The following is a 25,605-nucleotide window of genomic DNA, read 5'->3' as shown; positions in this document are numbered from 1 at the left end:
CAATGAATTTATTTCACTTCTTCCACTTGGTCAGCACTTGCTTTCACGCGGTCAAAGCCTACTTTAATTGCATTTACATATTCTTTAATCACTTTTTGAGCAAGTTCTGACTGAGGATTCAGTGATTCAAAACCATGGTATGCACCAGGATATAAGTGGAATTCCACATCAACACCTGCCTGTGCCAATTTAGATACATACGTAATTGTTTCGTCACGGAAAGGATCCAGCTGACCTACACATGTATACGTATATGGAAGATTACGATAATCCTCAGCTCTTGCCGGTGCAGCATAAATCGGTACTTCATCATGCCCGTGCAATTCGGCTAAATAGCAATTCCAGCCAAAATCATTCGTTTTTTGGTTCCAGATCATACCTTCTGTAATTTCGTTCGCAGAAGGTGTATCGTTACTGTCATTAATCATCGGGTAAAGCGGCATTTGGAAACAAATTGACGGATACTCACGGTCACGCGCAAGCAATGTTAAACCCGCTGTCAAACCACCGCCGGCACTTGCCCCGGCTACGCCAATACGACTTTTGTCGATTTGCAGTTCTACTGCATTATCCGCAATCCATGCAAGAGCACTATAGCAATCTTCAAGTGGTGCTGGATAAGGATGTTCCGGAGCTAAACGGTAATCAACGGAAACAACGACACAGTTTGCTGTTTCTACAACTTGTACACAAAGATGATCATTGTCTTCGATGGAACCTAATATATAACCCCCGCCATGAATCCACAGTAAAACCGGTAATTCTTGATCGTGGTGGGCTGGTTTATAAATACGAACGCGGATTTCATTATCATCAATGCCAGTAATAGTTTTATTGATAATATTCACTGTTTCAGTGCTTGTTAAAGGTAATACCGCTTGTGCCATACCTTCACGCATAGCTTCCAATTGTTCTACCTTAAAATCAAAGTCCGTAAATGATTCTAAACCGGCTAAAAATTCTGGATTTACTCGTTTGATCATCTTCATTCCTCCATGTCACAAAAATTAAACTCACCCTACCAATCTATTCAGCCAACTGAATGATTAGAACTTCATATGGAGTAATTTAAACTAATACCGCAGAAAAACACGGATAATCTCTAGGATTATCCGTGTCTTCATTTACTTCATTATTTCTTCATATGCATCGATGATGAACTGGATTTCTCTTGTGACTTTCAAATCTTTCACACCATCCATTGCATATAAAATATCGCGTTTGGCGTTTTCTTTGTCCCCTAGTTTGAAGTAGCATAATGCCCTTACAGCAAACGCCCGGTACATCATCGACAAATCAATCGGGTGCTGATTGTATTCCAATATTTCGATGTCTTTCAAAGTTTGCAGTGCTTCTTCATACCGCTCAAGCATGTAGTAGGCAAAGCCATATTGCCCATTAAAGAAAATGTCCGTGCTGTATAAAAAGCCTTCTAATTCAAAATCATTTTCAAATCGGATCTCAACCGTTTTCTCGTAATCTTTTTCAATTTGATTTGTATATAGAAGCGTTACTAGCCGTTCCATGAGCGTTTCAGTCGGGTCTTCCATAATTTCTGCGAATGCCCGGATTTTCTTTAAATAATAAGTAGCCTTTTCCTCTTCTTCTTTTGAACAGTGAATGAAAAACAAAAAGCGGTAAAAATCATTTAACCGATATACGATTTTCTTCTCTTTTGCCAATTTTAAAGCTCTTTCCAAATAAACTTCCATTTGAACATCATCATTCAGCGCTGCATAGGAAACTGTAATGTTATAGTATAGATCGAGTTTTTCAAGGTCGTCTATCAAATCCCCGTATTTCTCGATATACTTTTCCCCTTCATGTAAATAGCGAAGACCTTCCGCATAATCATTTTCCAGAAACTTAATGTTCCCCATGCGGGAATAAATCTTCAATATTTTTGAATAGCCATGTACTTGTTCATACATTCTGACGAGCTTGACGAATGGCTTTTCCGATAAATCCATTTTCGCAAAGTAGCGCATTGTCAAATACACTTCGTAAATGCGTACTTCCTCAAAAGTTGCCCCCTTAAGGCTGCCATTTTCATGAAATGGATGAATCAGATGATACAGTTCGAGAACTTTTTCGTTTATTTTTTTATCATCATGCTCTTTATTTAGAGCTAAACGTTTTATTTCAACATCACGGTATAATTCTTTCATTTGCTGATGATTTTCGTTTTGCATGAGCTCGGACACATCAATGTCGAGCTGTTTCGCAATATGCTGAAGGCTCTCCATTGACGGCTGTGCCTTCCCGTTTTCAATCAGGCTGAGCATCCCTTTCGTTATTCGGTCTCCCGCTACTTGGGCAAGCGTCATTTTACGTTCTTTTCTTAGTTCTTTTATTTTTGCACCAATATTTAACACGTCGTCACCTCATTAAATACAGTTTACCAAAAATCATTTAAAAGGCGAATATTTTAACCTTATTAAACATTTGATTCAGGTTTTAATGTAACAAAGAGAAATTATTTTAATTAAATTAAACTTTTGTATTGTAATTTTAAAAACTCCGCCATATAATAAGTTTAATTAAATTAAACAAAGGGGTTTGTTTATGAATGAACAACAGAAATTGAAAAAAGCAACGTATCATTTATACACGTTTCTAGTAAGTAAAATGATTGGTGCACTTGGGTCACATGTTTACAGCTTTGGGATCAGTATGTATATTTTATCGATGACAGGCTCTTCGCTCAGTTTTGCGACAAATATTATTTTAAGCTACTTGCCGCGCACAATCATGTCACCGATTGCAGGTCTCTTAGGGGATCGTTTCCCCAGGAAATGGCTTGTGCTCGGTGGGCAAACCGGGGTCATCCTGACAGTAAGCGGCTTATTGCTCTACACGCATGAATTCGGATTATCTTTAATGGCGATTTATATCACAACGGTGTTCAATAGTATTTTCAGTACTTTTTCCGGTGTAGCGTTTTCCGCATCTATTGCCAATTTGGTCGATGAAGCTCGACTGCAAAAGGCGATGAGCTTTAATCAGTTGTCCTATTCTATTTCAGGAATTGGCGGACCGATCTTCGGCGGGATGTTATTTGGTTTTGTATCGATGGAAATGTTCCTTATTATCTTCATCTGCGCTGCTGTAGTGACATTAATGCTGGAATCAACAATGAATTTTGTACTATATAAGAAAGAAACAATAAATGATAATGCTGAAAAAGAATCGATGTTCGAAAGTTTCAAAGCCGGCTTCCGCTATGTCAATACAAAGCCGATTATTAAAGCGATTTTATGGACAGCACTTTGGTTAAACTTATTTTTCACAGCAATCAATGTTGGCGGGGATTATATTTTATTGACGATTTTGAATTTAGATCCAAAATACATCGGTTTTACAGAGGCTGGAGGTGCAGTCGGAATTTTAATTACATCCATTTATTTCGCATCAAGAGCAACCGTCAAATTTCCTTTACTGACAGTTAAACGGTCCGTGTTCGCCTCTTCTATTGTTGTCATTTTATCGGCACTGCCGCTCATTGTAACATTTTCGGTATTGATGAATTTCATTTATTATTTAATTATCATGTTTTTATTTGGAGCATTGGGGGTTATTACAAATACCCCGCTTGGCGTATTGATGCAAACTTCTATTGAAGAAGAATACCGGGGGCGGGTTTTTGGAATTATCGAAATGATGGCGATGAGTGCCATGCCTGTTGGAACACTTGTATTCGGGATTTTATACGAATTCATTCCGGCCCAATATATTTTAATCGTCAGCGGGCTGATTCTAATTGGTATTGTACTATTATTACTGCGCCCTTCTATATTGGAAATGGCTCATCCTGAACTGAAAAAGGCGAAATTAGAAACAGAACCTGTAACTGAATAATATAATCTAGAATTAGGGCTAATTTTCTAAATTTAGCTCTTTTTTTATTAAATTGGAACCTATATTAGTTTGATATACGATTAAAGATTCTGTACAATTTATATTGTATTAATTTCCATAATAGAGAGGCTGATATTTCATTGAATTTCCATAACTATTATTTTGTTTCAGGAGATAAGTATTCAGAATTTCAGCAGCTCCTGTCAAACTACCCATTTCTGGCCGTCCATTTGGAAGATTATAATCAATGTTATAATTTTTATTATCAATTTGTTTATAATCTGTATACATATTTAACTACAGATGATTATGAATTAATAATGGATGACAACATACGTTTTTACTATCCTTTTCAATCGTATATTCATGAGTTAACGATAAAGCAAAGCGAACTTCAGAAATTCAAAAAAAGAAAAAGTAATAATCATTTAATATGCTTACTCTTTTCCGTTCTCCTAAAAAATAAATTAAAGCAGATGATACAAAATCTTGTAGATGAAACAGGTTTTGAATCTGAATTACCGCTGGAACTAATTAACTTTTATGAAAACAATCCAAGTACCTCCTCACCAAGTCTGACTATCAATCAAATCCATATCCAATTTCTAAGCAGTTTAAAGGCGAAAATTATTGTGGACACCTATTTCAGTCAACTGATTACAGATTCTATTGACGGTACAAATCGATATTATTTTATCTATCTAAAGGAGTTTTGATATGCATACCTGTTCCCAATCATCTTTACAAAATAGTTTGAAAAACAACGAATTGCGATTGATCGAAAGCTCTTTAACGCTGAGTATAAAGCATTTTCAGACTTATTATTCAAACAAACAGTTTGACGAAGCATTTGCTCAGCTTCAGTTTATTTTGGCGACCATAGAAAGATCGGGCAACCCGGAACATGTGACAGAAGCGCTTGTTTGCTGTGTTAAATTTGCTTCTATAGTCGCTATTATTCCACAAAGCGACATGCTGATTAACTCAATCATTCACTCAATTGATTCAGATTCTTCCCCTCAAAATCTGTCAATGTGCTACTATTTACTAAGCATCCTTGCACTTGAAAAAAATAATAATCCCGAAGCGGTTCAATATGCTAAAAGTGCTTACTTTTATGCTTTGGAAATGAAAGAGGACCGATTATTTTATGAATGTAATGCACAGTTACAGCTCGTTACCACCCTATTGGAAACGGGAAGCTTTGAGGAAGCAAGGAAATATATAGGCCAGTTTAACTGGTATATTGAACAATGTAAAAATGATGCGGAAGTTGTTTTTGTCCATTCCATTCAGGCAAGTACAAATTTCTTAAAGCAAAATTATGAAATGGCTGTTTTTTCGATGTCTTCATTGTTAAAAAAATTTAATGAATCGAACGAAATTATGTATACTTCTTTTTTAGCCCGGCATTTTTACCGGATAATAAAAAAACATCCGGATTCCAGTGATCTATATAGCGATCTGCTGACATTTTGCAAGGAAATAATTGAACGTCATAATTCATTTATGCCATCTGAAATCAATAAGTCTCAGAGTGTTCTCATATATAATTCAAAGCAGTTTTATCAAATTGCCAATACATTTTTCAGTGAGCACTCTAATGAAAACAATTTGATTTCAATGTATAAATTTAAGCTGAAAAATCATATGAATTTTAGGAAACTGTTTGAGACAATAAATATTGAAACAGCCAACAGTCAATTAATCATCTATCCTTACTGTGAGCAAAAGTTTTTACTCATTACTACCGGAAAATATATAGAAATACTGTCAAACAGCCTGCACTTTAAAAATAGTGTTGTTTATATAGGCTCTGCAGAAAATACTGAACATAAAAGTTTTTATGAACTTTATAATGAACTAAATCTGACAATTGTTAGCGATTCATAATGAACGAAGCAACAGTCAAAAACGCTGACTAGTTTATTGCTAGACAGCGTTTTTGACGTATTTGTATACCGTTTATTTCTTTAGCGTGATTCTTTCGGTGGCTGGCACACTTCACATTTTTGCTGTTTGTTTTCTTTGAATTTTTTCCAAGGTTTTTGGAATGTGTTCCCACATGCACATTGGAAATCTAATTTTTGCGAAAATCCTTTAAATTCTGTTGATATTAATTTTGTATCTGTATTCTTTTCTACATATTCGCGAATCGAATGGATTGTCCATTTCTTTGACATTAACTACACCTCCACAAGCTATTTATTATAGCATGAAAATTTATCATTTCCTTAATTAAATAACCAATCGACCAAAAAACCGAAACCTTTAAAAGCAAAATAAAGTAAAAGGAAACCAATAACGATAAATCCTAAACAGCCGAATAAACCAGAAAACATAAAAAGTTTTATATTTGGTCCTTTCCTACCGCCCCATTCCTCTTTTTTATCACTCGTGACGGAGTTAATTGTTTGGCAATGCGGACATTCCTTAATATAAGTCCTTTTCTGTTGTTTTTTTCCGTTAAATATTTTGATTTCCGAAGAAAAATGATCTGTAGAAAAATCGATCGTCATCCTTTCGTGACAGTTTCTGCATTCAATTTCTACTTTTTTGCCATCCATGACTACCAACTCCTTTTATTTCGTTCTTAACGCAATGATACCTGTAATGAAAATTTTTCAGGCGTATATACATATGGTAAAGGCATCTGCCTATGAATAGGAGGAATATAATTGAATAATGGTTCGGATTCTACACCCTCTTTAGAAGTAATCGCAGCCAGGCTTGCCTATGCAGGTGCTGCTGTTACAACGATTGGCGATGTATTGTCTATGATTTCTGCAGGAATTTCATTAAAACTGCTTGAGGAGCAAAACGGACAGCAGGCTTCGGCATCCTATAGCAGCGAATCTGATTTTAAGCAAATGCAAGATGAAATCGATAAATTAATTCGGGAACTTCGGCAAATAAGAAAAATGATGGGCAAACCCTAATCCCGATTAAACAAATATTTTCTTGAATCTGCTTCGATCCGCCGTTCACAATCATCACAACTGATGCTTGCTTGTCGGTTTACTTTATATTGGTTATATTTTTTTGTACCTTCCATCAACTTGAATGGCTTCCGGCAATACCGGCAAGTTGTCTCATAAAAAAACATTTCAGATCCATTCCTTCCGCAAAATCTTTTTATATTATAACTTAAAATAAAAAAAACCTATTGCGAAAAGTAAGTTTCATCGCAATAGGCTTTGTTTTATGATTTTAAAAGTTTAACCGTGACTGTTTTTCGACCCCAATTTTTAGCTGTCGATTTTTTACTCATAAAAATATCAATTTTCTTTCCTTTAATGGCACTGCCAACATCACCCGCTACGGCAATTCCATAGCCTTCTACCCATACTTTAGAGCCAAGTGGAATGATTTTCGGATCTACTGCAATGACCTTCAAACTAGGATTTTTACGTAAATTTAACCCGGTTTTCGTAATACCAGAACAGCCTTTGCAGTTAGCTGTGTAAGCCGTTGATGACATCTTAATTGTCTTTTTTACATTAGAAGGATGTGTGGCTGATTTTTTTATTGTCGCTTTCTTTGCTGCCGGCTTATTTTTAATATGGCTTGGTAACTTAAGGACTTGTTTAATTTGTACTTTTGTAGTCTTTAAATCATTCAATGCCATAAGTTCTTTTACTGATGTATCGTATTTCTTCGCAAGCATTGTTAAATTCTCGCCTTTTTTAATTGTATGTGAAGCTGCCTCTGACGTTCCTGCAAAAATGAATGTGCTTGCGACCATAACCGCAATAAATGCTACTATTTTCTTGATCATACTTGAATATTTCCCTCCAGAAAAAGTGTCGTGAAAAATCTTTTTGATTCAACATGACCTAGCATAACCTCCCAATGTTTCAGTGAGATGACATCTTCATGCCGTCAATATTACAATTCGATAACAAATAGTCGAAATATGTCGAGAATATATTACAAATATCTGAATAACTTTATTATTCGCGTAAAATAGAACCATATATTAACAATTTCCACATGACTTTTTACCTTCTTTTGAGCGGTGAGTAAAAAACTATCCTACTGTAACAATTTATGCTAATATATTTTTTGTTTTGATTTAAACAATAGAAAGAGTGAACTGATTGGAAAATAGCACGAAAGAATTGAGTTTATTTAAGTTAACTTGGCCATTATTTTTAGAGTTGTTCCTATTTATGCTGATGGGGTTAGCGGATACATTTATGTTAAGTGCTGTATCGGATGATGCAGTAGCAGGCGTTGGAACAGCCAATCAATATATACAAATTGCAATTTTATTATTAGGGGTAATCGGTACGGGTGCATCCATTGTCGTTTCTCAATTTTTAGGTTCCCGCCTAATTGCTGAAGCATCCCAAATCGCAGCTTTATCGGTAACACTCAATTTACTCGTCGGTTTAGTCATTAGTGGGTTATTTATATTATTTTCCGATGTTCTAATGAAGATGATGAACCTGCAAGGTGCTGTATTGGAAGCAGCGCAGAGCTATTTGGTCATTGTTGGAGGCTTTATTTTCGTTCAGGCTTTAATTACTTCCATGTCTTCAATTATTCGTGTGCAAGGCTGGACGAAGCAAACGATGTACGTGTCGCTTGCAATGAATATTGTACACGTTGTTTTAAACTATATTTTAATCTTTGGTAAATTTGGAATGCCGGAACTTGGCGTGGAAGGTGCAGCAATATCTTCTGTTGTTAGTCGTGTCCTGGCATCAGTTGTATTTTTCTGGCTTTTATACCAGGCCTTGGAGGTTCGTATTGAATGGGCAGATTACTATAGATTGTCCAAAAACTATATTTCAAAAATATTGAAAATCGGAATTCCGTCTGCCCTTGAGCAGGTGCTCTACCAGACCAATCAAATTGTCCTTCTCTATTATGTAACATTTATTGGAGCCGAGGCATTATCTGCCCGTCAGTATGCCGTGAATATCTCGATGTTTACTTATCTTTTTGCAATGGCAATCGGGATGGCGACAGCTATTTTAGTCGGCCGGTACGTCGGAGCAGGCGAGAAAGAACTTGCCTATAGTAAAGTATGGTTTGGTGTAAAATCGGCTTTAATTTTTACATTGTCCATGGTCGCAATTATCATCCTCTTTAGAGAACCGTTCATGCGCATCTTTACTGACAATGAAGAAATTATTCAAATCGGGGCGAGCGTACTATTATTAAGTATTTTACTGGAGACAGGACGTACGATTAACATTACGATCATTAACTCTTTGCGTGCTTCAGGGGATGCCGCTTATCCTGTCCGTATTGGTTTTATTTCCATGATCGTTATCGGTTTATCTCTAGGTTATTTATTCGTCTTCGTTCTTGACTTGGGCCTTGTTGGTGTATGGCTTGCTATTGCGTGTGATGAATGGATCCGCGCAGTGCTCGTTATTTTCCGCTGGCGCAGTCGAAAATGGGAACGCTATGCCATTGTTAGTTCAGATAAATAGATATATTGAAACATCCATTTCCCCTTATGTGAGGAGATGGATGTTTTTTTACTTGTAATCCATTTAAATTATCGGCTTCTCACTATTGTATGGCGTAATCAAAACGCCTTCTTCAATTATATTGAGAAGGCGTTTCACATTATTATTTAGATGATTCTTCAGCCGAAGCTTCTTCAGTTGATGCTTCTTCTGCTACAGCTTCTTCAAGTTCTGCATTTTCTTCTGCTAGCAATGCTTCTTCAGCTGCACGACGTTTTGCTTCTTCTGCAGCTTTTTTCGCCGCTTCTTCAAGTGGTTTGTTGACAACACCTAAGCACCAAATAAATTCTTCCCAAGCCATGTTCCAACCTTTGAAAACTTCTTCCGAGTCATCCCATTTTACTGAATAAGCGATCCCATCTTCAGTTTTTACAATCGATAGTGATAAATCCGCTCCAGCACGGTCACTTAATAATTTGATTTTTCCCTCTTCATCAAAACGTTCCTCGATATTATCCTTTTCTGTGAATGAACGGCTTTGTGCAATTTCAAACAGAACATTACTATGAATTCGGTATTTATTTTTTTGCATTTTTTTCCCAACTTCCATTATTGATTCGTTACTTGTACTATCTTACAACGTTTCAAAAAAATTATCGCGATTTTTTTCAGTTTAGCACTTTAAATTATTTTATCACAAGTCGGTACAGTTAAACCACTAACTATTGCACAAAAGAGAACGTATATTCCTTATTTTATGAAAAAAAATAAAAAAAACCCGTGGAGTCTTTAGAAACTTCACGAGTTTAAAACCATTATAAAGGTTAGTAGTAATACGAACCGCTATTGCGTTTTTCTGCTATTTCATATGCAAGTTCAATAATAGATTTTGCAAGCTGTGCATATGTTACTTCTTTTTTCGGTAAGAACATCGATTGTTCCGCACCTTGAAGTCCTAATACATGCGAAATTGCAACATATCCGATTTTTTCAGGATCAACATCAGCCGCATCTTTTATCGTTAACTGATAGATGTCCGCATGCTTTGCCGCTTGTTCAAGACCTAGTGTTCGGATATACCAAACGGCTAATTGCTCATTTGTTACTTTCTGGTCGATGTTTAATTCATCTTCCAGCGGATTTAAAATGCCTAGACGTGTTGCAGTTTCCACTACATTATAATACGGATGATCCGGATTGATTTCATCGAATGAAACTGGTGGCTGCTCCGGACGATATGCATAATAATCCTCATAGAAATAAGTGATGGACTTAATGATAGTTTGAAGCGCCTGCCCTTGTGAAATGGCCGTATCCGCATTGAAAGTTTTCGGATCCTTCACTTCAATTGCACCAGCCTGAATTAAATAATTCAGTTCCTTTTCGGCAGTCGGGTGAGTTACTTTCGCTTTTTCAGTTTGTACATACGGACTGACAATCTCGCCACTGTTGGCATCGATTTGGTAGTACTCTTGTCCCTTTACTGTCGGGACATATACAAGCTCGTATTTACCGTCTTCATTTTGCAGTCGGTGGTAAACAAGTTTAACATCCAGTGCATCTGCAAATAGTTTCTTTGCCTCTTCGCCTGAAACTGTTGCTGATGCATCTGGCCATTCCTCAATATCCAATGGATAGCGATAGAATGATTTCAATTTCCCTTCGTCATCAATTGTTACCGATAGACTGTCACCATTTACAATCAGTCCATTTTTAATTCGTGGGAAATTCACATAATGCACTTTTGATTCCTTATCATAAACCGGATCTGTATGTGCCTTCGCATATTCATGTACGGATGTTGGAGCAAGCTCCTTCACATATTTTTCCGCTGCTGCGAGGACCTTATCTTTATCCAGTCTTGGAACTGTATTTTCCGTTTCATCATCTTCTAGCGGGAGTGGACTATAGAAGTCAGAGTAAGAGATAAGTTCCCCAGTGTTTTTATTGAATTCGATTGATGAACCGAACGAGCCGTTTCGGTAGCGGTAAGAATAGGAAACACTGATTACGGCTTGATCATTCATTTCATGTTCATAGGCATGATCAATTGTGAATTTTGTTGTATTTCCCTGGCTTGCTACTAACTGTTTTGCAATTTCTTTCGCGTCATCAATTGTAATTGGTGATGGTTCTTTTAATTGGTTTGGCGCAAGCGGTTGTAATGCTACTTTGCCATTTAACGAATCCACTTTGCCTGTTGTAGTTGCCCATTTATTAGAAGTCGCATGTAAACCAATTACATTTGGGGCTGGCAAGTAAACAAGTTTAACAGCAGGCTTGGAAGATGTTAGGGAATAATCAACCGTGTATTGCAAAGTTAAATTTAGTTGATCTTTCATTTTTTCTAACGCTGCTTCTTTTGTAACAACATTTGTCGTCTCTTCAAACGACATGCGTTTTTGATCAGGACTCATTTGTGTGAAATATTGGATTTTACCATCGCCAAGTACACTTACTATCATTGACTGATCCTGAATTGGAATATTTTTTTCGGTTGAAGTGAAGCTGTAATTGTACGTGATCGGCTCAGTAATTAGACGGCTGAAATAACTAGGTGTTTCAGTTGATATCACGTAATTCGATGACGAGGCCACCTTTTTAACGAAATCTTCTGCAATTTTACGTCCTTGTTCTTCTGTTATTTTACCTGGGAATAAAGCATCCTTCACACTTGCAGGACTGAAATATAAATGCTCAATTTCTAGGTTGTCCGATCTGAATGAAACACTGCCGCTTTCCATCTGTTTATTGACCTTTTTTTGGAACATTAATTCATAACGTGTAGTTAAATCATCAGCATAATGATAACTCATAGAAGTCATTTGGAAATCACTATCAGAGTATGTAGCAAACATCTCCGGTAATTTCGTTTTTAAAATTTTAATCAACTGTTCTTTTGTTACACTTTCATCTGTCATCGCAACATAGATGGGTACCCTTTCTTCTTTCGGATTGACAGAAGCCTCTGCAAGAGCAGGACTGGCAAGCAATCCTAAAGAAACAATCGACATGCCTAAAGCGGTTGTCCATTTTTTCATATTCAATTCCTCCTTTGTTTCTATCTATTATACGCCTAATTATTGGCAATAGTTTCAATATATTGTACATTTTATAAAATTATTACTTTTTTTCAGGAAAATACTATACATTGTGTTCAATAGTAAGTCATGTTAGAATCTTTCAGAGGTGAAGTTCGTGAATATTGTAACAGCAGGAATGCTTGTATCATTTTCCGGCATTATTGTCGTTTGTTTAGGTTTGTTTGGCATCCTACCTAACACTAACCAAACATTGAATTATGTATTTATCGGCATCGGATGGGTGTTTATCCTAATCGGCATCGTCATCCGCATTATCGGTATGAAACTTGAACGGAAAAATAAATAAAAATCCCGAGTACCGCATGAGTACTCGGGATTTTTCCTTTACCTATATCATTTTTAAATCAGTTCCTCTTCAAGCAAATAATATTTTGCTCCGTATATATCCACTTCATAGGTGACTCCGGCTGGACTTATATGAATGTTTGTTATTTCCCCTGCTTTATTAATGATATGGGCTTCATAAAATTTGCGATAATGATACGTTTCACTATCCAATTGTTCATCGATTAAGATAACTTTTACAGTGTCCATCAATTGAAACTTCGGCTGATGCTGTTCAAACTCCAGTTCAAATAAATTTAGCTGCCGCAAAAAAATTCACCTGCCAATATGTATTCAACATTACATTCGACAAGTGAATTTATTTTCCTTTATTCAGGCGAAACATGAATCTAATTAATGCAGTCAACTACGTTAATCCTGCATTTTTGGTAATGGCAAAATCGTTTCATTATTTTTCTGCTCTGGCTTTAAATAAATGACAAGCTCTTGCTGATATGTACTATTTTCCAGTAAATAATGATCAAGTGTATGGCTGTCATACTGATAGTTGCCAAATGGAAATGAAACACTTTCGCCTTTTACAGCAGCTAGCAGTCCCGCAACATCATTACTGACCATCTGCAAAACTTCTTCAGCCGTTTCTGTTAATACAAATACTACATTCATCTTTTTTACTCTCCTATACCCCTATGAATAGTGTCGCCTGCGCAATGGCGATATAAAACGCCGGGTCCTGTACCGGTGCTTCTTCCCATACTACCAGCTTAACCGAAAACATATCCGATTGTTCATTATAAACAGCAAGCCACCTTGCGATAACCTCGTCATTTATAATAAAGTTGGACCAGTCTTCCATTTCTTTATCAATTTTCATCTTAAATTTATCGCTTGATATAAACAGTTCGGGAACGCCAATACGCCAGTTCTCATAATTAATGATATATTTTTCGTTTAAAACAAGATCCTTTCCTTCAAACCACACTTTTCCACGTCTGAAGATTTTCTTCACTTCGAATAATGATTGTCCATCATTACCAAGCACCGCATATTTCAAAAAATAGCGGTGATCGAAATAGCCGTCCAGCAATTTTTTCAAACCGTTATCATAAATACGCTGAACTTTTAGGATTTGCCCCCCCGCTTCATTGTAAACAGGCTGTTGTTCCGTTGATTTTATATTTCCTAATACTTCGTACGTATAAGTCTGCATTGATTTCCCCTTAATAAATAATCTTAATTTTATTGAGTATCCGTTGTAAAAAATTTTGCTTTTCGTCAAATTTTTCCCGTATCGAAAGTGCCTCATCAGGATGGTCGGTAATGACACCATTTACATTTTTCTCGTAAAATTTCTGCATATCCGACTCATCATTAATCGTCCAGACGAACAACTCCATATCACGATCCTCTACTTGCTGCTGGATATTTTTCGTAGCAAAAGACTGCTCCACCGAAATAAAGTCGGCATTTGATTCTGGTAACTTGCCGTATGCGATGGAATACACATGCCCAGTATGAACACGGGGTTCCAGTTCTTCAAGCAGCTCCATTGTCGGTAAATCAGGTGATTGAACATAATGATAATCCAAGGCATCATATTCATCAAGCAGATCAACAAAGCGCTGTAAAAAGTCCTCTGTTTCAAAACCATGAGTTTTCAGCTCAATAAGCAATTTTATATTTAAATCATGACTCATTTCAAGCACTTCCTCAAAAGAAGCGATCGTGTCACTGAATCCATCCGCCAAAACGGTTGTTGTGACTAATTCATTTAGCGTTAAATCATAAATGATATCATCTTCCCCTGACAAACGTGATAAAGTTTTATCATGATAGACGACAAATTCCCCGTCCTTCGTTTGCTGGATATCGATTTCCACTAAATCCGCATCTGCTTCTTTAGCCGCTTCAATCGCACTCAATGTATTTTCCACACCGCCATCCATAAAGCCGCGATGGGAAACAATATTTGTGTCCGGTTCGTAAATCGTTTTTCCCAAATTGATATAATTAATACCGCTCACCAGGAAAAACGCATATACAGCAATTAGAAAGGACCACTGACGAATTGTTAGTCTAAATGGCTCTTCCTGTATGATTAACGGTTTATGACGTGTTAACTGGAATGCCACCATAACGATTAGCTGAGTAAACAAAACCTGCAATATTGTGAAGAACAGGATGATGACGCCCTGTGCAAGTGTCATTGTAAAACTTGCAGTGACAAGTCCCCAGCTCGGCTTAAATCTTTCAATGATAAAGAGCGGTGTCAATACGATAAATAACGCGAACAACAAAAGCGTTATATTGACGATGACAATAACCCCGATCATCCCGACCGTCTCAATTAGTTTTCTTTTTGAAAACTGCCAGCTCATCTTTAATGCTTCAACTATTGAAACCTCTTGATAAACCGTAAAAAACGGCCATGTAAAAATGAAACGTAAGCCTATAAAACTCAATATAATTATTAGCACAACATATAGAAACGTACCATTACGAGAATTTAAAAGTTCGTCTATAATAAAGCTTGGTATATTTATATTTTGAATCAACGAAACTGGCAAAAATGATGAAATAAGTGGAATCAATAATAGTAAGTAAACTGCAATCAATAATGTCTGCAAGCTGATAAAATAGACAACCTTCTGATTTAACCGTTTTAAAAGCTCTTTCCATGTATATGGAATTCCACGCTGCTGATAGTATGCCAATAGTATTAAAAATCCTAATTCATAATAGATGAATACAATTCCGATAAATAAAATAATTCCTATTCCAAATAACGCAAACGGATTTGTCAGTAAATAAAGGATACTATCTTGCGTAATTACCTGTACTCCGGTAATATCCATGACAACTGCGGTAATCAGCCAGATGATAGGCAGTAAAATGAATGCCTGCACAATCCGTAATATCGCAAACGTCCGTATATAATCGACTCGATAATAATATAGATTTCTGAAAATCAGTTGAATAACGCGTTTAATTCTGTCCACAAGGCTTCCTCCGACTAGTCAATTCTATCTCTATTTTTGGTTTTTCTTAATATATTCCTTTGTTTGAAGCAAAGTATTTGTAAATACTTCCATTGGCTCCACCCCTCTAATTCCGTAATGGTCTTCAAATACGAAAAAAGGGATAATCTTTATTTGAAGTTGCTGTGCTTCATATCGATCTAGCACTAACTCTTCTGTGAATTGTTCTTCTATTATTATTTTTTGTGCCATGCTCCGATCGATGCCAATCTGTTCGCAAATGGTCAGAAGTGATTCAGTGTCATTTAAATTAAGACCTTCCGCAAAATAATTTTTCATTACAACATCTACAAACTCCAGTTCTTTTTCATAGAGTTTTGCAAGCTTAGTTAAGCGATGCGCATTTTTCGTATTGGCGAGAACTATCTTATCAAAGTTGAATACGACTCCTACATCCTGGGCATGCATTTGCAACGCTTCCATGAACTCCTCTGTTTTACGGAGGTCATTATTTTTCTTTTTAAAAATGGAATCCACATAAGATAACGTTTCCGTTTTTGAAGCGGCAGGGCTTATTTCAAACGCTCTGTAAACGACTTCCGTTTCTTCACCTAAATTTAATTGTTCGATAGCTTGAAATAACTTCGTTTTAGCGATATAACAAAACGGACAAGCAAAATCAGAAAAAATCTCTATTTTCATATTGTCTCCCCCTAATAATTATGTAATTATATCCCTCTATTCTATGGGTTTTTTATTACAATACCCAAAAATCCAAAGAAAAAAGCCGAACCCGACATGGATTCGACTAAATAATATCTAAAATGAAGTAATTGTTGCAAAAAACTCTTCATAAAGTCCCTTTAATATTTGATCTTCATATTCCGAACGAACGCCAAATACAAGACTAACTTCCGAAGAACCTTGATTAATCATCTCAATATTCGCTCCTGTTGCAGAAATCGCAGTGGCTGCACGTGCTGCCAACCCTGTATTATGGCGCATGCCTTCCCCGACAATGACAATCATAGAAAAATTATGGCTGAATTGAACATCATCTGCACATAGTTCCTCCTTAACGCGCTTTACAATTCGCGCTTCAATTTCAGGTGACAGCTGGCTAGAACGCATAATAACTGAAATATCGTCTAAACCAGATGGTGTATGCTCATAAGAAATGTTTTCCTCTTCAATAATTTGAAGTAGCTTGCGGCCAAAGCCAACTTCTCGATTCATTAAATATTTTGATACATATAGAATTGAAAAACCACTATCCGCCGAAATCCCTGTAACCGGGCGATTCGTTGCCGGACGAGTCGGTAAAATTAACGTCCCAGATGCCGAGGGGTTATTTGTGTTTTTAATATTGACCGGAATACCTTGTTTATAGACTGGCATTAATGCTTCATCATGGAACACGGAAAAACCGGCATACGATAGCTCACGCATTTCGCGATACGTAATTTCCTTAATATCGACTGGATCGTTTACGACTTTAGGGTTAGCAGCGAACACACAGTCCACATCCGTAAAGTTTTCATATAGCTCAGCACCAACAGCTGATGCCAAGATCGAACCAGTAATATCAGATCCGCCACGGTCAAATGTACGTAATACGCCTGATTTTGTATATCCGAAGAATCCCGGGAAAATAATAATCTCCTCTGTATTTTTCAATACACTTAAGTTTTCGTATGCTTCTGGCAATGCATACGTACGTTCCGGGAAGTCATTTAAAATTAGTTTATCTTTTGGACTTATATATTTTGCGGGCATGCCAATTGCATTAAAATAACACGCAATTAGTTTTGCGTTGTTATCTTCACCGCTTGCTTTCATATTATCTAAGAATAAGTCTTTGTCTGACCAATTTTCTGTCACACGCCCGCGTATATCTTGCTCAATAATATCTGAAATTGTATTGTCTAAACCAAGATCTTCAGCAATATTACGGTAACGATTTACAACAGCTTTAATTTTTGCTTCAACATCGCCTTTATTAATCACGGTGTTTGCTAAATCTATTAATAAATCCGTCACTTTAATATCATCACTTGAACGCTTACCAGGCGCAGAAACAGCGACAATCTTTCTTTCAGGATTAGACTTCACAATGCTTGCTACTTTTTTGATTTGTTCTGCACTCGCGACAGATGTGCCGCCAAATTTACATACTATCATCTCATCATATCCTTACTCTCAAAATTGATATTTGTACTCACCGAAAAAACATTTGACTTTACACAGTGTACAAATTTATCCTATTTCAGTCAAGACTATTCAGTAAATTCATTAATCTATTTGTCAAAATACGAATAATTCGTCATTTTGTCAATATATTATATGAGATTTTTATATAAAATGATATTTATTTGTTCAATTTTATAACATTTTTACAATAAAAAATAAATATAATTTGTTAGGCAAATGAAGTGTCACAATAGTTAAACAACCTTCCCGTCAATCCCTAGCAATGAAAAAATGTTTGTTCCCCCATTCTACTGCAAATTAATCTATAATTATTAGAAAAGAAGTTGTAATTATTATTAGTAGGAGAAGGATATATGAAAATAGTAATTGCAGAAAAACCAGACCAGGCTGCAAAACTGGCTGCCCCATTTTCATTTACTAAAAAGGCTGGTTATTTTGAAGTAAAGCCAAACACATATTTTCCGGAAGGTGCTCTTATAACATGGGCAATCGGTCATCTTTGTGAATTGAAGGCCCCGGAAGAATACAACGCTTCCTGGAAAAAATGGACGTTGGAAACATTGCCGATCATTCCAGAACGTTTCGAGTATAAAGTAACGAAAACAAAATACAAGCAATTTAATATCATTAAGACACTCGTGAAAAGGCCGGATATAAGGGAAATTATCATCGGCGGGGATGCAGGGCGCGAAGGTGAACTTATTATAAGGACCATTTTAAAAGTTTGCGGCGTGAATAAACCAATGAAACGTTTATGGATATCATCGCTAACGGAAAATGCGGTGAAAAACGGATTTGCAAACTTACTACCAGAAGAAAAAACGAGAAATATTTATTTTGAAGCACTAAGCCGTTCCTGTGCAGATTGGCTAATCGGGATTAATACATCGAGATTGTACACAGTGCTGCTTAAACGAAATGGAGTAAAGGATGTATTTTCCATTGGACGAGTTCAAACACCGACACTAGCACTCATTGTAAAACGAGAGCATGAGATTGCAAACTTTAAACCTGAACCGTTTTGGGAAGTGGAAGCAGAATTTAATTTTAACGGCAAGATACTAAAAGCGAAATGGCATAAAAATAGCGTGACAAGGCTTCTAGAGGAACGCCAAGCAATTGCTGCCGCCAATTTTTGCATCAATAAAAACGTAGAAATTAAGAATATCAAAAAGGAAACGAAGGAATATGCGCCACCTCTTTTGTTCAATCTGTCTGCACTACAGGCAACAGCAAACAGAGCGTTTAAATTTTCACCGCAAATGACGCTCGATATTTTACAGAAGCTTTATTTAAAAGGTGTCGTTTCCTATCCTAGATCGGATTCCCAATTTTTAACGAATGAAGAAGCAAAAACATTGCCGGCCATTCTCGGACAGCTAGGTAAGTTAGATCAATATAAAAATCTGTTGCCTCCACCGACAACTTCACTTATGAACAATAAACGGTTCGTGAATGAAAAAAAGGTAACCGATCACCATGCCATTATCATTACAGAACAAGTTCCGAATATGGGAAAGCTCAGTGCCGAGGAAGCAAAGATTTATGATTTAGTTGCAAGACAAGTCATTGCGGCACATTACAATAATGCCGTATTCTCCTATACAACGATTCACTCACTTGTCGATAATCGTGCTGAGTTTATTTCTAAAGGAAAAGTATTGCTGGAGGAAGGTTGGCGCAAAGTCATTCATCATTCGAAAGATAATGCTGACAAAGATGAACTGCTCCCCCTTCTGCAAGAAAAGGAGCAAGGGACTGTCGTGAAGGCAAATGTAAAAAAAGGAGAAACCCAACCGCCAAACCGCTATTCGGAAGGTAATTTAATTACAGTTATGAAAACAGCGGGCAAGCATTTGGAAGATGCGGAACTGGAAAAGGTTTTATCGAAAACGGAAGGCTTAGGGACAGAAGCTACACGTGCCGGAATTATTGGTACACTGAAAGACCGGAATTATATCGAAGTGAAGAAAAACCAAGTGTTTGCAACGACGAAAGGAATGCTGCTCATTGAAGCACTAGGTGAAAGCATTTTAACGTCCGCTTCAATGACAGCTAAATGGGAGCAGCGCCTTTCTGAAATTGGTGAAGGGAACGCTTCCCCGCAAGTATTTATGGAACAGGTGAAAAAACTGGCCGATAAATTGATAGTAGATGCAGGCGAACGTGAAAAAGAGTGGGCATTCAACCAAAATGATGTGGAGAAAATTACCGCAAACAATCCATATACGAAAAAGTATAACAAAGTAAAAACGGTTGTCGGTAAATGCATCCTTTGTGATGGATCCATTGTCGACCATGGTACTTTTTACGGTTGTTCGAATTATAAGAAAGCCAACTGTAAATTCTCGGTTTCCAAAAAAATTCTCGGAAAAACAATTACGCAAACGAATTTGAAGAAACTTCTGGCTTCCGGTGAAACAGACTTGATCAAAGGATTTAAAAGAGGCGGTAAAATCTTCAACGCCCACCTCATTTGGGATGAGAAGGAACGAAAGACAAGTTTTAAGTTTACAAATACTAAGTAATCAACTTCCTTTAAAAGATATCCCCCGAAAGTTAGTGTCGAACATTTAACTTTCGGGGGAATTTCTTATCTCTTAATCAATAATTTAACCTGTTATCATTCCTGTATTTTAACCACGCATCTATTTCTGTTTTCATAAATCTTTTCTGATTATCGAGCAATACATAGGGGATGAACTGATAAGTATCATAGCTGCTTAACCCCTCTCTTAACGAATCATCATTCGATATAATGATTTCAATTGATTGTTCGCTTATTTGAAGGTAGTCAGCCAGTTGAGTGATTGTCATCAAATCTGGTATTGAACTATTGACATATTGTGAATCTATATCGGAATTCGGTATGTTCGTTGAATTACTTAATATAAAAGCAGGTATTACAACAGATAAACCCAACAGTACTGCTCCCATTAAATAAGTCGACTGTTTCATAATAGAACCTCCTACTAATATATAGTTTATAAAACACTTTGCCTTAAAAAAAACCATTTATCATTTTAATCGTAATTGGATTGTTTCTGATTGACTGTTCCACTTTATTGTCGCTTTAAGTTCTGATCCTTCCGTTGCATTCGAACAGCCGTAAGGCATAAAAAACATTCCATTTTCATCTAAAGAGATGGAGGCCCCTTCTTTATTATCCACACTAAACTCCAATTGCTCAGGCAGCGGATCATTATTTAGGTATTTTATATAGCCTTTAGTAGAATTGCAGCTATTATCATCAGTCACTACATATTGAACTCTCCAATTTTCACTTTCACCAAAAAACACATAATCTTTTTGTATGCAGGCAGATAAAAGAGCAACACTAAACAAAAGGATTAACATTTTGCTTTTCATTTAAAATCCCCCTTTTTTACTCTTTTCCACTTACAATTTCCTTAAATAAAAAAACAATATGCAGAGTATGGCTTACTCCTTAATAAAACGGATTACCTGATCTATGTATCTCTCTAAAGGTTGCTTAGTATTTACAACGATGTATAAACCTTCATTTGGTTTCTTACTATTTTCAATGGTAAATTTAAATGTTTCTTCTGAGCTGGCTACTTCAATTTGACTAACCATCCTATTTCGGCATTTCAATCTATTATTAATTTCTTGAAAATCATTCAGATAACACTCCACGTATTTGTATGTGGTTTTGTACTTTTTTGACAACTCGATGCCTCGATCTACCATTTCCTGATAGAGACCTGGACTATCCAACAAGACATTTTGTCCTTGGGATAAGTGAAATTCCACTAAAGACCAATCTACATTGTAGGCCATTTTACCAACAAGTTTTTCATCGATCGAAATTTCCTCCAGCGACTTCAGTAACGCAGATTTTACAATATCATGATCTATTATGACTGCCCCTGTTCTCTTGGCAATCTGTCGAGAAAGCGTCGACTTTCCAGACCCCGGGAACCCGGACATTTGTACAAAAAACATACTTAAACAACTCACTTTTATCGGAATTTTATTCACTCGTCAAAATTAAACTATTCAGAACCCAAATATTTTGCATGGAGTTCCCTCTCTGTAATGCCCTTTTCCAGAGACACACTGTACGCCTTGGCATTTGGTCTTGAGCTTACGATTTTATGAATTTCCTGTTCTTTATAATGAATCGCAACGCCATCATCTAAAGCAATTCCAGAGTGTAATTTATTGGTCTCCATCAGTTTATGATATGCAGGTCTTCTTTCGGTTTCTCCATCGTAATGCGGACAATTACTTCCCTTTAAAAACCCCAAACAGTTAATAGGCTCAAGTCCATCCCCATAGGAATCCGTCACCCCTTGTTCAAACCAACAGATTGCTCCTGCACTCAGCCCAGCTAAAATAACACCTTCCTCCCATGCTTTTCGCAAAATACTGTCTAATCCCCATTCCTTCCACAAAGCTAAAAGGTTTTTCGTGTTTCCACCACCTACATATAAAATGTCTTTTTCTAAAACAAAACTTTCCAAGTCTCGAGAAGGTGGGTTAAATAAAGATAAATGTGAAGGATCACAATTTTGGTCATTAAAAAAACTATAAAATCTTGATATGTATTGTTCGGAATCACCACTAGCTGTAGGCAGGAAACAGATTTTCGGATTAGCAGTCTTCGCTTCTTTTAAAATATAGCGATCTAATAACGGGTTATCGGGTTCCATTGAAAAACCCCCGCCACCCATAGCTATTATTTGTCTCATTTTCATTTATGTACTCCTTTCGTCCATATACACTCAAAACATTATCCTTATGATTTCAAGATTTTCTTCATTTCTCTCCAGCCCAGCCCTTCCTCGGTCACTTTTAACTACTTAATCATTCATATTCTATAAAGTTCGTAATAATCCCTTTGATATCAAAACAATAACTTGGAGCAGCGTCATGAAGGAAGCTCCTCCTTTAACGATATGTTGATTTGAAATACATGTTCAAACGCCATCTGAAAACGTTAATAGGGTTATCGACCAACAATAATCCTCACCGAGATAAATATTATCCCAATGTAGAAAATATGAACTTTTCAATGTTATACTAATGATACAAAAAGGGGGATTTATTTTATGGAGAAAAGAAAGCGGACGATATTTTGGATCATACCAATTGGGGTAATCGGGGTATTTTTTTATTTTTTCGGTCCACAAAAAGCCGTAACTGATAACGACTACATTACATATATTCATGCTACACCCGTTATGGAAAATAGCGATATTACAATAGAAGATGCCCTCAAAAATTATTGTGAAGAAAGCCGCTGGGAATATTTCCAAACTAAAATGATGGAGCATGTAGTGGAATTTAAAGGTAAATGCAATATTGATAACAAAGTACAGCCTGTTAATTTACAGTATGTTGTTGAAAAAGGACAAACAGATTACCGTATGGGGGCAATGCTTGTTGATGGTGAACAGCAATCCGAAGAGCAGCGAACAGCGTTTTTGGATACAATTCAATAAAATATTACAAAGTGGAAACTTCATAAGCTTCCACTTTTTATATACCAAAAACCCTAAAATTATATTAATAAACTTCTTAACTTCGACAATAATCGCTGCCGTCTTTTCTTTATTGTTTCATAATTCAGCCTATACTTGTCAGCAAACTCCTTTACCGAAAGCTCTTTTTCGTACAACGCGATCAACAGAAATTGCTCATCTTTATTTAACTCCTCAAACCATTCGGGCCACTCCATATTAGATGTAATAAAATGATGTTGTTGCGAATTAATGATCATTACGTCTTCTTCCACTGCTAATTCATGCTCAGATACATGATTGGCTTTGGATAACGCTCGAATTATTGCATATTTAACGCTCATGTAAGCAAACATCGCAAAGTCCCCTTTTGTTTCATCAAATTTTTGCGATGCCTGCCATAAAGCGATCCTCCCTACTTGCATATATTCATCAATATCTCGATAAATTTTAAGATTAAAAATGACCTTTTTTATTAATGTTTCATTTTCAAAAATAAGTTGCTCCACATCCAGCATGATTCCAAATCCTTTAAGCTGTGCACAACTGATTATTCCTAGGTACTACAAATTTAAAAAATAATTGAAAAAGAAACAAAGTACAGATTTATCATGAAAAATAACATTTGAATAGAAAATAGTCGTAAAATTCACACTTTTATGCAGTAAATCGGTACAAAAAGGAGATTTTCGCATAGTTTTCAAATAAATCAGACTTAACGATATTGACAAAAAACCGGCTATCATGCATGCTATTAGAAAATATAAAGGCATATTGAAGACAAGTACGTAGCAATTGGCTAAACAAGAGAGCACATTCCACAGGCTGAAAGAATGGCATAGCAAAACCTGCCGAACCTACTTCAACAGCTCCTAGAAAAATAGGCGCAGACTCAGCGTTATGAGATGAAGTGGAATGCAAGTATTAGCATTCAATTTAGGTGGTACCACGGAAACAGCACATTTCGTCCTAATCGATAGGATCGAAATGTGCTTTTTTAATGTAATAAAGTGAAACTCAATCAGTGGGGTATCCTTACCTCCCCACTGATTGTTAGTTGAACCAATCGGGCTTTTACGAGTAGTTGACCTCCCGCCCAGAAGCGGGAGTCTAACTACCCGTTAATGCGGGATAATTTCAATATTTCTATGGAAGGGGATTTTTTGGTGGAAAGAAAACGAGTTGTAGTAAAAATCGGAAGCAGTTCTTTAACAAATAGTAAGGGTGAGCTTGATCATGAAAAATTTCATGACCATGTTGCCGCCATTGCCACAATGAAACAGGCAGGTCATGAAGTCATTTTAGTATCTTCAGGGGCAGTAGCGGCAGGTTTCAAAAAGCTTGGCTACCCTTCTCGACCAATTACCCTTAAAGGGAAACAAGCTGCTGCCGCGGTCGGCCAAAGTATATTAATCCAAACTTATGCAGATAAATTTGCCACATATAATGTGACGTCCGCCCAAATTTTACTTACACGTTCTGACTTTAATGATAAACAGCGCTATAGAAATGCTTATGAAACATTAACAGAGCTATTGGAGCGTTCAATTATCCCAATTATCAATGAGAATGATACTGTATCTGTTGCTGAGTTGACTTTTGGTGATAATGACATGCTTTCCGCTTTAGTAAGTGGGCTCGTTCACGCAGATCAGTTAATTATTCTAACAGATGTGAATGGGCTCTATACGGCAAATCCTTTAACTAACGCAAATGCTGTTCGTATTGATCGTATCGAAAAAGTAACAGAAGAAATGCTTCAATTTGCTTCAGGCTCAAGCTCAAAAGTTGGTACCGGCGGGATGCAGTCAAAACTTGTTGCAGCCAATTATGCCGTCAATACAGGTGTCGAAGTCTTTATCGGCACAGGTATCGGCCATACAAAACTAACAGATATTCTCGATAATAATGGGGACGGTACCTATTTTAAACGCAATGAAAAGTATATACCGACAAATAAACAGTGGGTCCAGCTCTCAAAATCTTCCGGGAAGATTTTTATAGATGAAGGTGCAGTTCAAGCATTGCAATTTGGCGGAAAAAGTTTATTGCCGGCCGGTGTCTATGCATATGAAGGACAATTTGAAAAAGGTGATGTTGTAGAAGTTTTTGACCGGCATAATTGTATCGGGCGTGGAGAAATTCTTTATTCTTCAACAGAATTGGAGCAAGCAATGGGGAAAAGAACGACAGAGCTCATGCATTACCCGATTGAAGTTATTCACCGGAATCAATGGGTCAAAATTTAAGGAGGTCA

26 protein-coding genes are annotated in these 25,605 nt (G+C 36.6%); 8 read left to right on the top strand and 18 right to left on the bottom strand.

Annotation, left to right across the window (positions count from 1 at the left end):
- Positions 1-8: 8 nt before the first annotated feature.
- Both MKY07_RS07260 and MKY07_RS07255 read right to left on the bottom strand, forming a co-directional pair.
- Positions 9-983, bottom strand: coding sequence for an alpha/beta hydrolase (locus tag MKY07_RS07260; protein ID WP_339264230.1), 975 nt, complete (start codon positions 981-983; stop codon positions 9-11).
- A gap of 141 nt (positions 984-1,124) precedes the next feature.
- Entirely contained in the window at positions 1,125-2,375 is a 1,251-nt protein-coding gene (locus MKY07_RS07255; protein ID WP_339264229.1) for a helix-turn-helix transcriptional regulator, read from the bottom strand.
- Between the two features lie 190 nt (positions 2,376-2,565).
- Here MKY07_RS07255 and MKY07_RS07250 point away from each other — a divergent pair, with 190 nt between their 5' ends.
- Positions 2,566-3,858 (top strand): MFS transporter, encoded by a 1,293-nt coding sequence (locus tag MKY07_RS07250; RefSeq protein WP_339264228.1) that lies wholly within the window; start codon positions 2,566-2,568, stop codon positions 3,856-3,858.
- Positions 3,859-4,575: 717 nt separating this feature from the next.
- On the top strand, positions 4,576-5,751 hold the full coding sequence (locus MKY07_RS07245) for a hypothetical protein (RefSeq protein WP_339264226.1): 1,176 nt from the start codon (positions 4,576-4,578) through the stop codon (positions 5,749-5,751).
- Positions 5,752-5,831: 80 nt separating this feature from the next.
- Here the strand turns inward: MKY07_RS07245 and MKY07_RS07240 are convergent, their stop codons facing one another.
- Positions 5,832-6,041, bottom strand: coding sequence for a hypothetical protein (locus MKY07_RS07240; protein ID WP_008408453.1), 210 nt, complete (start codon positions 6,039-6,041; stop codon positions 5,832-5,834).
- Positions 6,042-6,092: 51 nt separating this feature from the next.
- The gene (locus MKY07_RS07235) at positions 6,093-6,425 is read right to left on the bottom strand and encodes a redox protein (RefSeq protein WP_339264225.1); all 333 of its coding nucleotides are present in this window, start codon (positions 6,423-6,425) and stop codon (positions 6,093-6,095) included.
- A 111-nt stretch (positions 6,426-6,536) separates the two neighbouring features.
- Here MKY07_RS07235 and MKY07_RS07230 point away from each other — a divergent pair, with 111 nt between their 5' ends.
- On the top strand, positions 6,537-6,797 hold the full coding sequence (locus MKY07_RS07230) for a hypothetical protein (protein WP_339264224.1): 261 nt from the start codon (positions 6,537-6,539) through the stop codon (positions 6,795-6,797).
- A 263-nt stretch (positions 6,798-7,060) separates the two neighbouring features.
- Here MKY07_RS07230 and MKY07_RS07225 read toward each other — a convergent pair whose 3' ends face one another.
- Positions 7,061-7,636, bottom strand: coding sequence for a 3D domain-containing protein (locus MKY07_RS07225; RefSeq protein ID WP_065217147.1), 576 nt, complete (start codon positions 7,634-7,636; stop codon positions 7,061-7,063).
- 322 nt (positions 7,637-7,958) lie between these two features.
- Between MKY07_RS07225 and MKY07_RS07220 the strand changes: the two genes are divergently transcribed.
- Positions 7,959-9,305, top strand: coding sequence for an MATE family efflux transporter (locus MKY07_RS07220; RefSeq protein ID WP_339264223.1), 1,347 nt, complete (start codon positions 7,959-7,961; stop codon positions 9,303-9,305).
- A 142-nt stretch (positions 9,306-9,447) separates the two neighbouring features.
- On the opposite strand, the gene MKY07_RS07215 is transcribed toward MKY07_RS07220, so the two are convergent.
- Both MKY07_RS07215 and MKY07_RS07210 read right to left on the bottom strand, forming a co-directional pair.
- A complete protein-coding gene (locus tag MKY07_RS07215) occupies positions 9,448-9,876 on the bottom strand; it encodes a hypothetical protein (RefSeq protein ID WP_008408458.1) in 429 nt (142 codons plus the stop codon).
- A gap of 232 nt (positions 9,877-10,108) precedes the next feature.
- Positions 10,109-12,325 (bottom strand): YcdB/YcdC domain-containing protein, encoded by a 2,217-nt coding sequence (locus tag MKY07_RS07210; protein WP_008408459.1) that lies wholly within the window; start codon positions 12,323-12,325, stop codon positions 10,109-10,111.
- A gap of 157 nt (positions 12,326-12,482) precedes the next feature.
- Between MKY07_RS07210 and MKY07_RS07205 the strand changes: the two genes are divergently transcribed.
- Positions 12,483-12,674, top strand: coding sequence for a hypothetical protein (locus MKY07_RS07205; protein ID WP_008408460.1), 192 nt, complete (start codon positions 12,483-12,485; stop codon positions 12,672-12,674).
- Between the two features lie 53 nt (positions 12,675-12,727).
- On the opposite strand, the gene MKY07_RS07200 is transcribed toward MKY07_RS07205, so the two are convergent.
- The 6 genes from MKY07_RS07200 to MKY07_RS07175 all read right to left on the bottom strand — a co-directional run bounded on the left by MKY07_RS07200 (position 12,728) and on the right by MKY07_RS07175 (position 17,832).
- On the bottom strand, positions 12,728-12,982 hold the full coding sequence (locus tag MKY07_RS07200; protein ID WP_008408461.1) for a hypothetical protein: 255 nt from the start codon (positions 12,980-12,982) through the stop codon (positions 12,728-12,730).
- 102 nt (positions 12,983-13,084) lie between these two features.
- Positions 13,085-13,339 carry a thymidylate synthase gene (locus MKY07_RS07195; protein WP_339264222.1) on the bottom strand — a complete coding sequence of 85 codons (255 nt, stop codon included), beginning with the start codon at positions 13,337-13,339 and terminating at the stop codon, positions 13,085-13,087.
- A gap of 13 nt (positions 13,340-13,352) precedes the next feature.
- Positions 13,353-13,883, bottom strand: a complete 531-nt coding sequence (locus tag MKY07_RS07190) for a peptide ABC transporter ATPase (RefSeq protein ID WP_339264220.1) — start codon at positions 13,881-13,883, stop codon at positions 13,353-13,355.
- A 10-nt stretch (positions 13,884-13,893) separates the two neighbouring features.
- A complete protein-coding gene (locus MKY07_RS07185; RefSeq protein ID WP_339264219.1) occupies positions 13,894-15,672 on the bottom strand; it encodes a glycerophosphodiester phosphodiesterase in 1,779 nt (592 codons plus the stop codon).
- Between the two features lie 30 nt (positions 15,673-15,702).
- Positions 15,703-16,353, bottom strand: coding sequence for a DsbA family oxidoreductase (locus tag MKY07_RS07180; protein ID WP_339264218.1), 651 nt, complete (start codon positions 16,351-16,353; stop codon positions 15,703-15,705).
- 117 nt (positions 16,354-16,470) lie between these two features.
- Positions 16,471-17,832 carry an aspartate kinase gene (locus MKY07_RS07175; RefSeq protein ID WP_008408466.1) on the bottom strand — a complete coding sequence of 454 codons (1,362 nt, stop codon included), beginning with the start codon at positions 17,830-17,832 and terminating at the stop codon, positions 16,471-16,473.
- 383 nt (positions 17,833-18,215) lie between these two features.
- On the opposite strand from MKY07_RS07175, the gene MKY07_RS07170 reads away from it, so the two are divergent.
- Entirely contained in the window at positions 18,216-20,390 is a 2,175-nt protein-coding gene (locus MKY07_RS07170) for a DNA topoisomerase III (protein ID WP_339264217.1), read from the top strand.
- Between the two features lie 76 nt (positions 20,391-20,466).
- On the opposite strand, the gene MKY07_RS07165 is transcribed toward MKY07_RS07170, so the two are convergent.
- The 4 genes from MKY07_RS07165 to MKY07_RS07150 all read right to left on the bottom strand — a co-directional run bounded on the left by MKY07_RS07165 (position 20,467) and on the right by MKY07_RS07150 (position 22,577).
- Positions 20,467-20,820, bottom strand: a complete 354-nt coding sequence (locus tag MKY07_RS07165) for a Clp protease ClpB (protein ID WP_339264216.1) — start codon at positions 20,818-20,820, stop codon at positions 20,467-20,469.
- 60 nt (positions 20,821-20,880) lie between these two features.
- Positions 20,881-21,231 carry a hypothetical protein gene (locus MKY07_RS07160; protein ID WP_339264215.1) on the bottom strand — a complete coding sequence of 117 codons (351 nt, stop codon included), beginning with the start codon at positions 21,229-21,231 and terminating at the stop codon, positions 20,881-20,883.
- Between the two features lie 72 nt (positions 21,232-21,303).
- Entirely contained in the window at positions 21,304-21,828 is a 525-nt protein-coding gene (locus tag MKY07_RS07155; RefSeq protein WP_339264214.1) for an AAA family ATPase, read from the bottom strand.
- Between the two features lie 50 nt (positions 21,829-21,878).
- Positions 21,879-22,577 carry a Type 1 glutamine amidotransferase-like domain-containing protein gene (locus MKY07_RS07150; RefSeq protein WP_339264625.1) on the bottom strand — a complete coding sequence of 233 codons (699 nt, stop codon included), beginning with the start codon at positions 22,575-22,577 and terminating at the stop codon, positions 21,879-21,881.
- Positions 22,578-22,937: 360 nt separating this feature from the next.
- Here MKY07_RS07150 and MKY07_RS07145 point away from each other — a divergent pair, with 360 nt between their 5' ends.
- Entirely contained in the window at positions 22,938-23,330 is a 393-nt protein-coding gene (locus MKY07_RS07145; protein ID WP_339264213.1) for a glucosamine 6-phosphate synthetase, read from the top strand.
- A gap of 59 nt (positions 23,331-23,389) precedes the next feature.
- Here MKY07_RS07145 and MKY07_RS07140 read toward each other — a convergent pair whose 3' ends face one another.
- Positions 23,390-23,866, bottom strand: a complete 477-nt coding sequence (locus MKY07_RS07140; RefSeq protein WP_339264212.1) for a sigma-70 family RNA polymerase sigma factor — start codon at positions 23,864-23,866, stop codon at positions 23,390-23,392.
- A 648-nt stretch (positions 23,867-24,514) separates the two neighbouring features.
- On the opposite strand from MKY07_RS07140, the gene proB reads away from it, so the two are divergent.
- Entirely contained in the window at positions 24,515-25,597 is a 1,083-nt protein-coding gene (proB, locus tag MKY07_RS07135; RefSeq protein ID WP_014824228.1) for a glutamate 5-kinase, read from the top strand.
- Positions 25,598-25,605: the final 8 nt, after the last annotated feature.

This window comes from Solibacillus sp. FSL W7-1472 (assembly GCF_037969775.1).
GTDB lineage: Bacteria > Bacillota > Bacilli > Bacillales_A > Planococcaceae > Solibacillus > Solibacillus silvestris.
Note: the sequence above shows the minus strand (reverse complement) of the source record. Positions and strands in the feature narration are given on the sequence as shown.

What these genes read in the sequence shown, in the direction of transcription:
- MKY07_RS07165 (WP_339264216.1), bottom strand. Translation starts at nt 20,820, where the DNA reads ATGAAACAGTCGACTTATTTAATGGGAGCAGTACTGTTGGGTTTATCT.
- MKY07_RS07160 (WP_339264215.1), bottom strand. Translation starts at nt 21,231, where the DNA reads ATGAAAAGCAAAATGTTAATCCTTTTGTTTAGTGTTGCTCTTTTATCT.
- MKY07_RS07195 (WP_339264222.1), bottom strand. Translation starts at nt 13,339, where the DNA reads ATGAATGTAGTATTTGTATTAACAGAAACGGCTGAAGAAGTTTTGCAG.
- MKY07_RS07235 (WP_339264225.1), bottom strand. Translation starts at nt 6,425, where the DNA reads ATGGATGGCAAAAAAGTAGAAATTGAATGCAGAAACTGTCACGAAAGG.
- MKY07_RS07180 (WP_339264218.1), bottom strand. Translation starts at nt 16,353, where the DNA reads ATGAAAATAGAGATTTTTTCTGATTTTGCTTGTCCGTTTTGTTATATC.
- MKY07_RS07155 (WP_339264214.1), bottom strand. Translation starts at nt 21,828, where the DNA reads ATGTTTTTTGTACAAATGTCCGGGTTCCCGGGGTCTGGAAAGTCGACG.
- MKY07_RS07150 (WP_339264625.1), bottom strand. Translation starts at nt 22,577, where the DNA reads ATGAGACAAATAATAGCTATGGGTGGCGGGGGTTTTTCAATGGAACCC.
- MKY07_RS07175 (WP_008408466.1), bottom strand. Translation starts at nt 17,832, where the DNA reads ATGATAGTATGTAAATTTGGCGGCACATCTGTCGCGAGTGCAGAACAA.
- MKY07_RS07170 (WP_339264217.1), top strand. Translation starts at nt 18,216, where the DNA reads ATGAAAATAGTAATTGCAGAAAAACCAGACCAGGCTGCAAAACTGGCT.
- MKY07_RS07240 (WP_008408453.1), bottom strand. Translation starts at nt 6,041, where the DNA reads ATGTCAAAGAAATGGACAATCCATTCGATTCGCGAATATGTAGAAAAG.
- MKY07_RS07245 (WP_339264226.1), top strand. Translation starts at nt 4,576, where the DNA reads ATGCATACCTGTTCCCAATCATCTTTACAAAATAGTTTGAAAAACAAC.
- MKY07_RS07260 (WP_339264230.1), bottom strand. Translation starts at nt 983, where the DNA reads ATGATCAAACGAGTAAATCCAGAATTTTTAGCCGGTTTAGAATCATTT.
- MKY07_RS07215 (WP_008408458.1), bottom strand. Translation starts at nt 9,876, where the DNA reads ATGCAAAAAAATAAATACCGAATTCATAGTAATGTTCTGTTTGAAATT.
- MKY07_RS07190 (WP_339264220.1), bottom strand. Translation starts at nt 13,883, where the DNA reads ATGCAGACTTATACGTACGAAGTATTAGGAAATATAAAATCAACGGAA.
- MKY07_RS07145 (WP_339264213.1), top strand. Translation starts at nt 22,938, where the DNA reads ATGGAGAAAAGAAAGCGGACGATATTTTGGATCATACCAATTGGGGTA.
- MKY07_RS07250 (WP_339264228.1), top strand. Translation starts at nt 2,566, where the DNA reads ATGAATGAACAACAGAAATTGAAAAAAGCAACGTATCATTTATACACG.
- MKY07_RS07210 (WP_008408459.1), bottom strand. Translation starts at nt 12,325, where the DNA reads ATGAAAAAATGGACAACCGCTTTAGGCATGTCGATTGTTTCTTTAGGA.
- MKY07_RS07225 (WP_065217147.1), bottom strand. Translation starts at nt 7,636, where the DNA reads ATGATCAAGAAAATAGTAGCATTTATTGCGGTTATGGTCGCAAGCACA.
- MKY07_RS07140 (WP_339264212.1), bottom strand. Translation starts at nt 23,866, where the DNA reads ATGCTGGATGTGGAGCAACTTATTTTTGAAAATGAAACATTAATAAAA.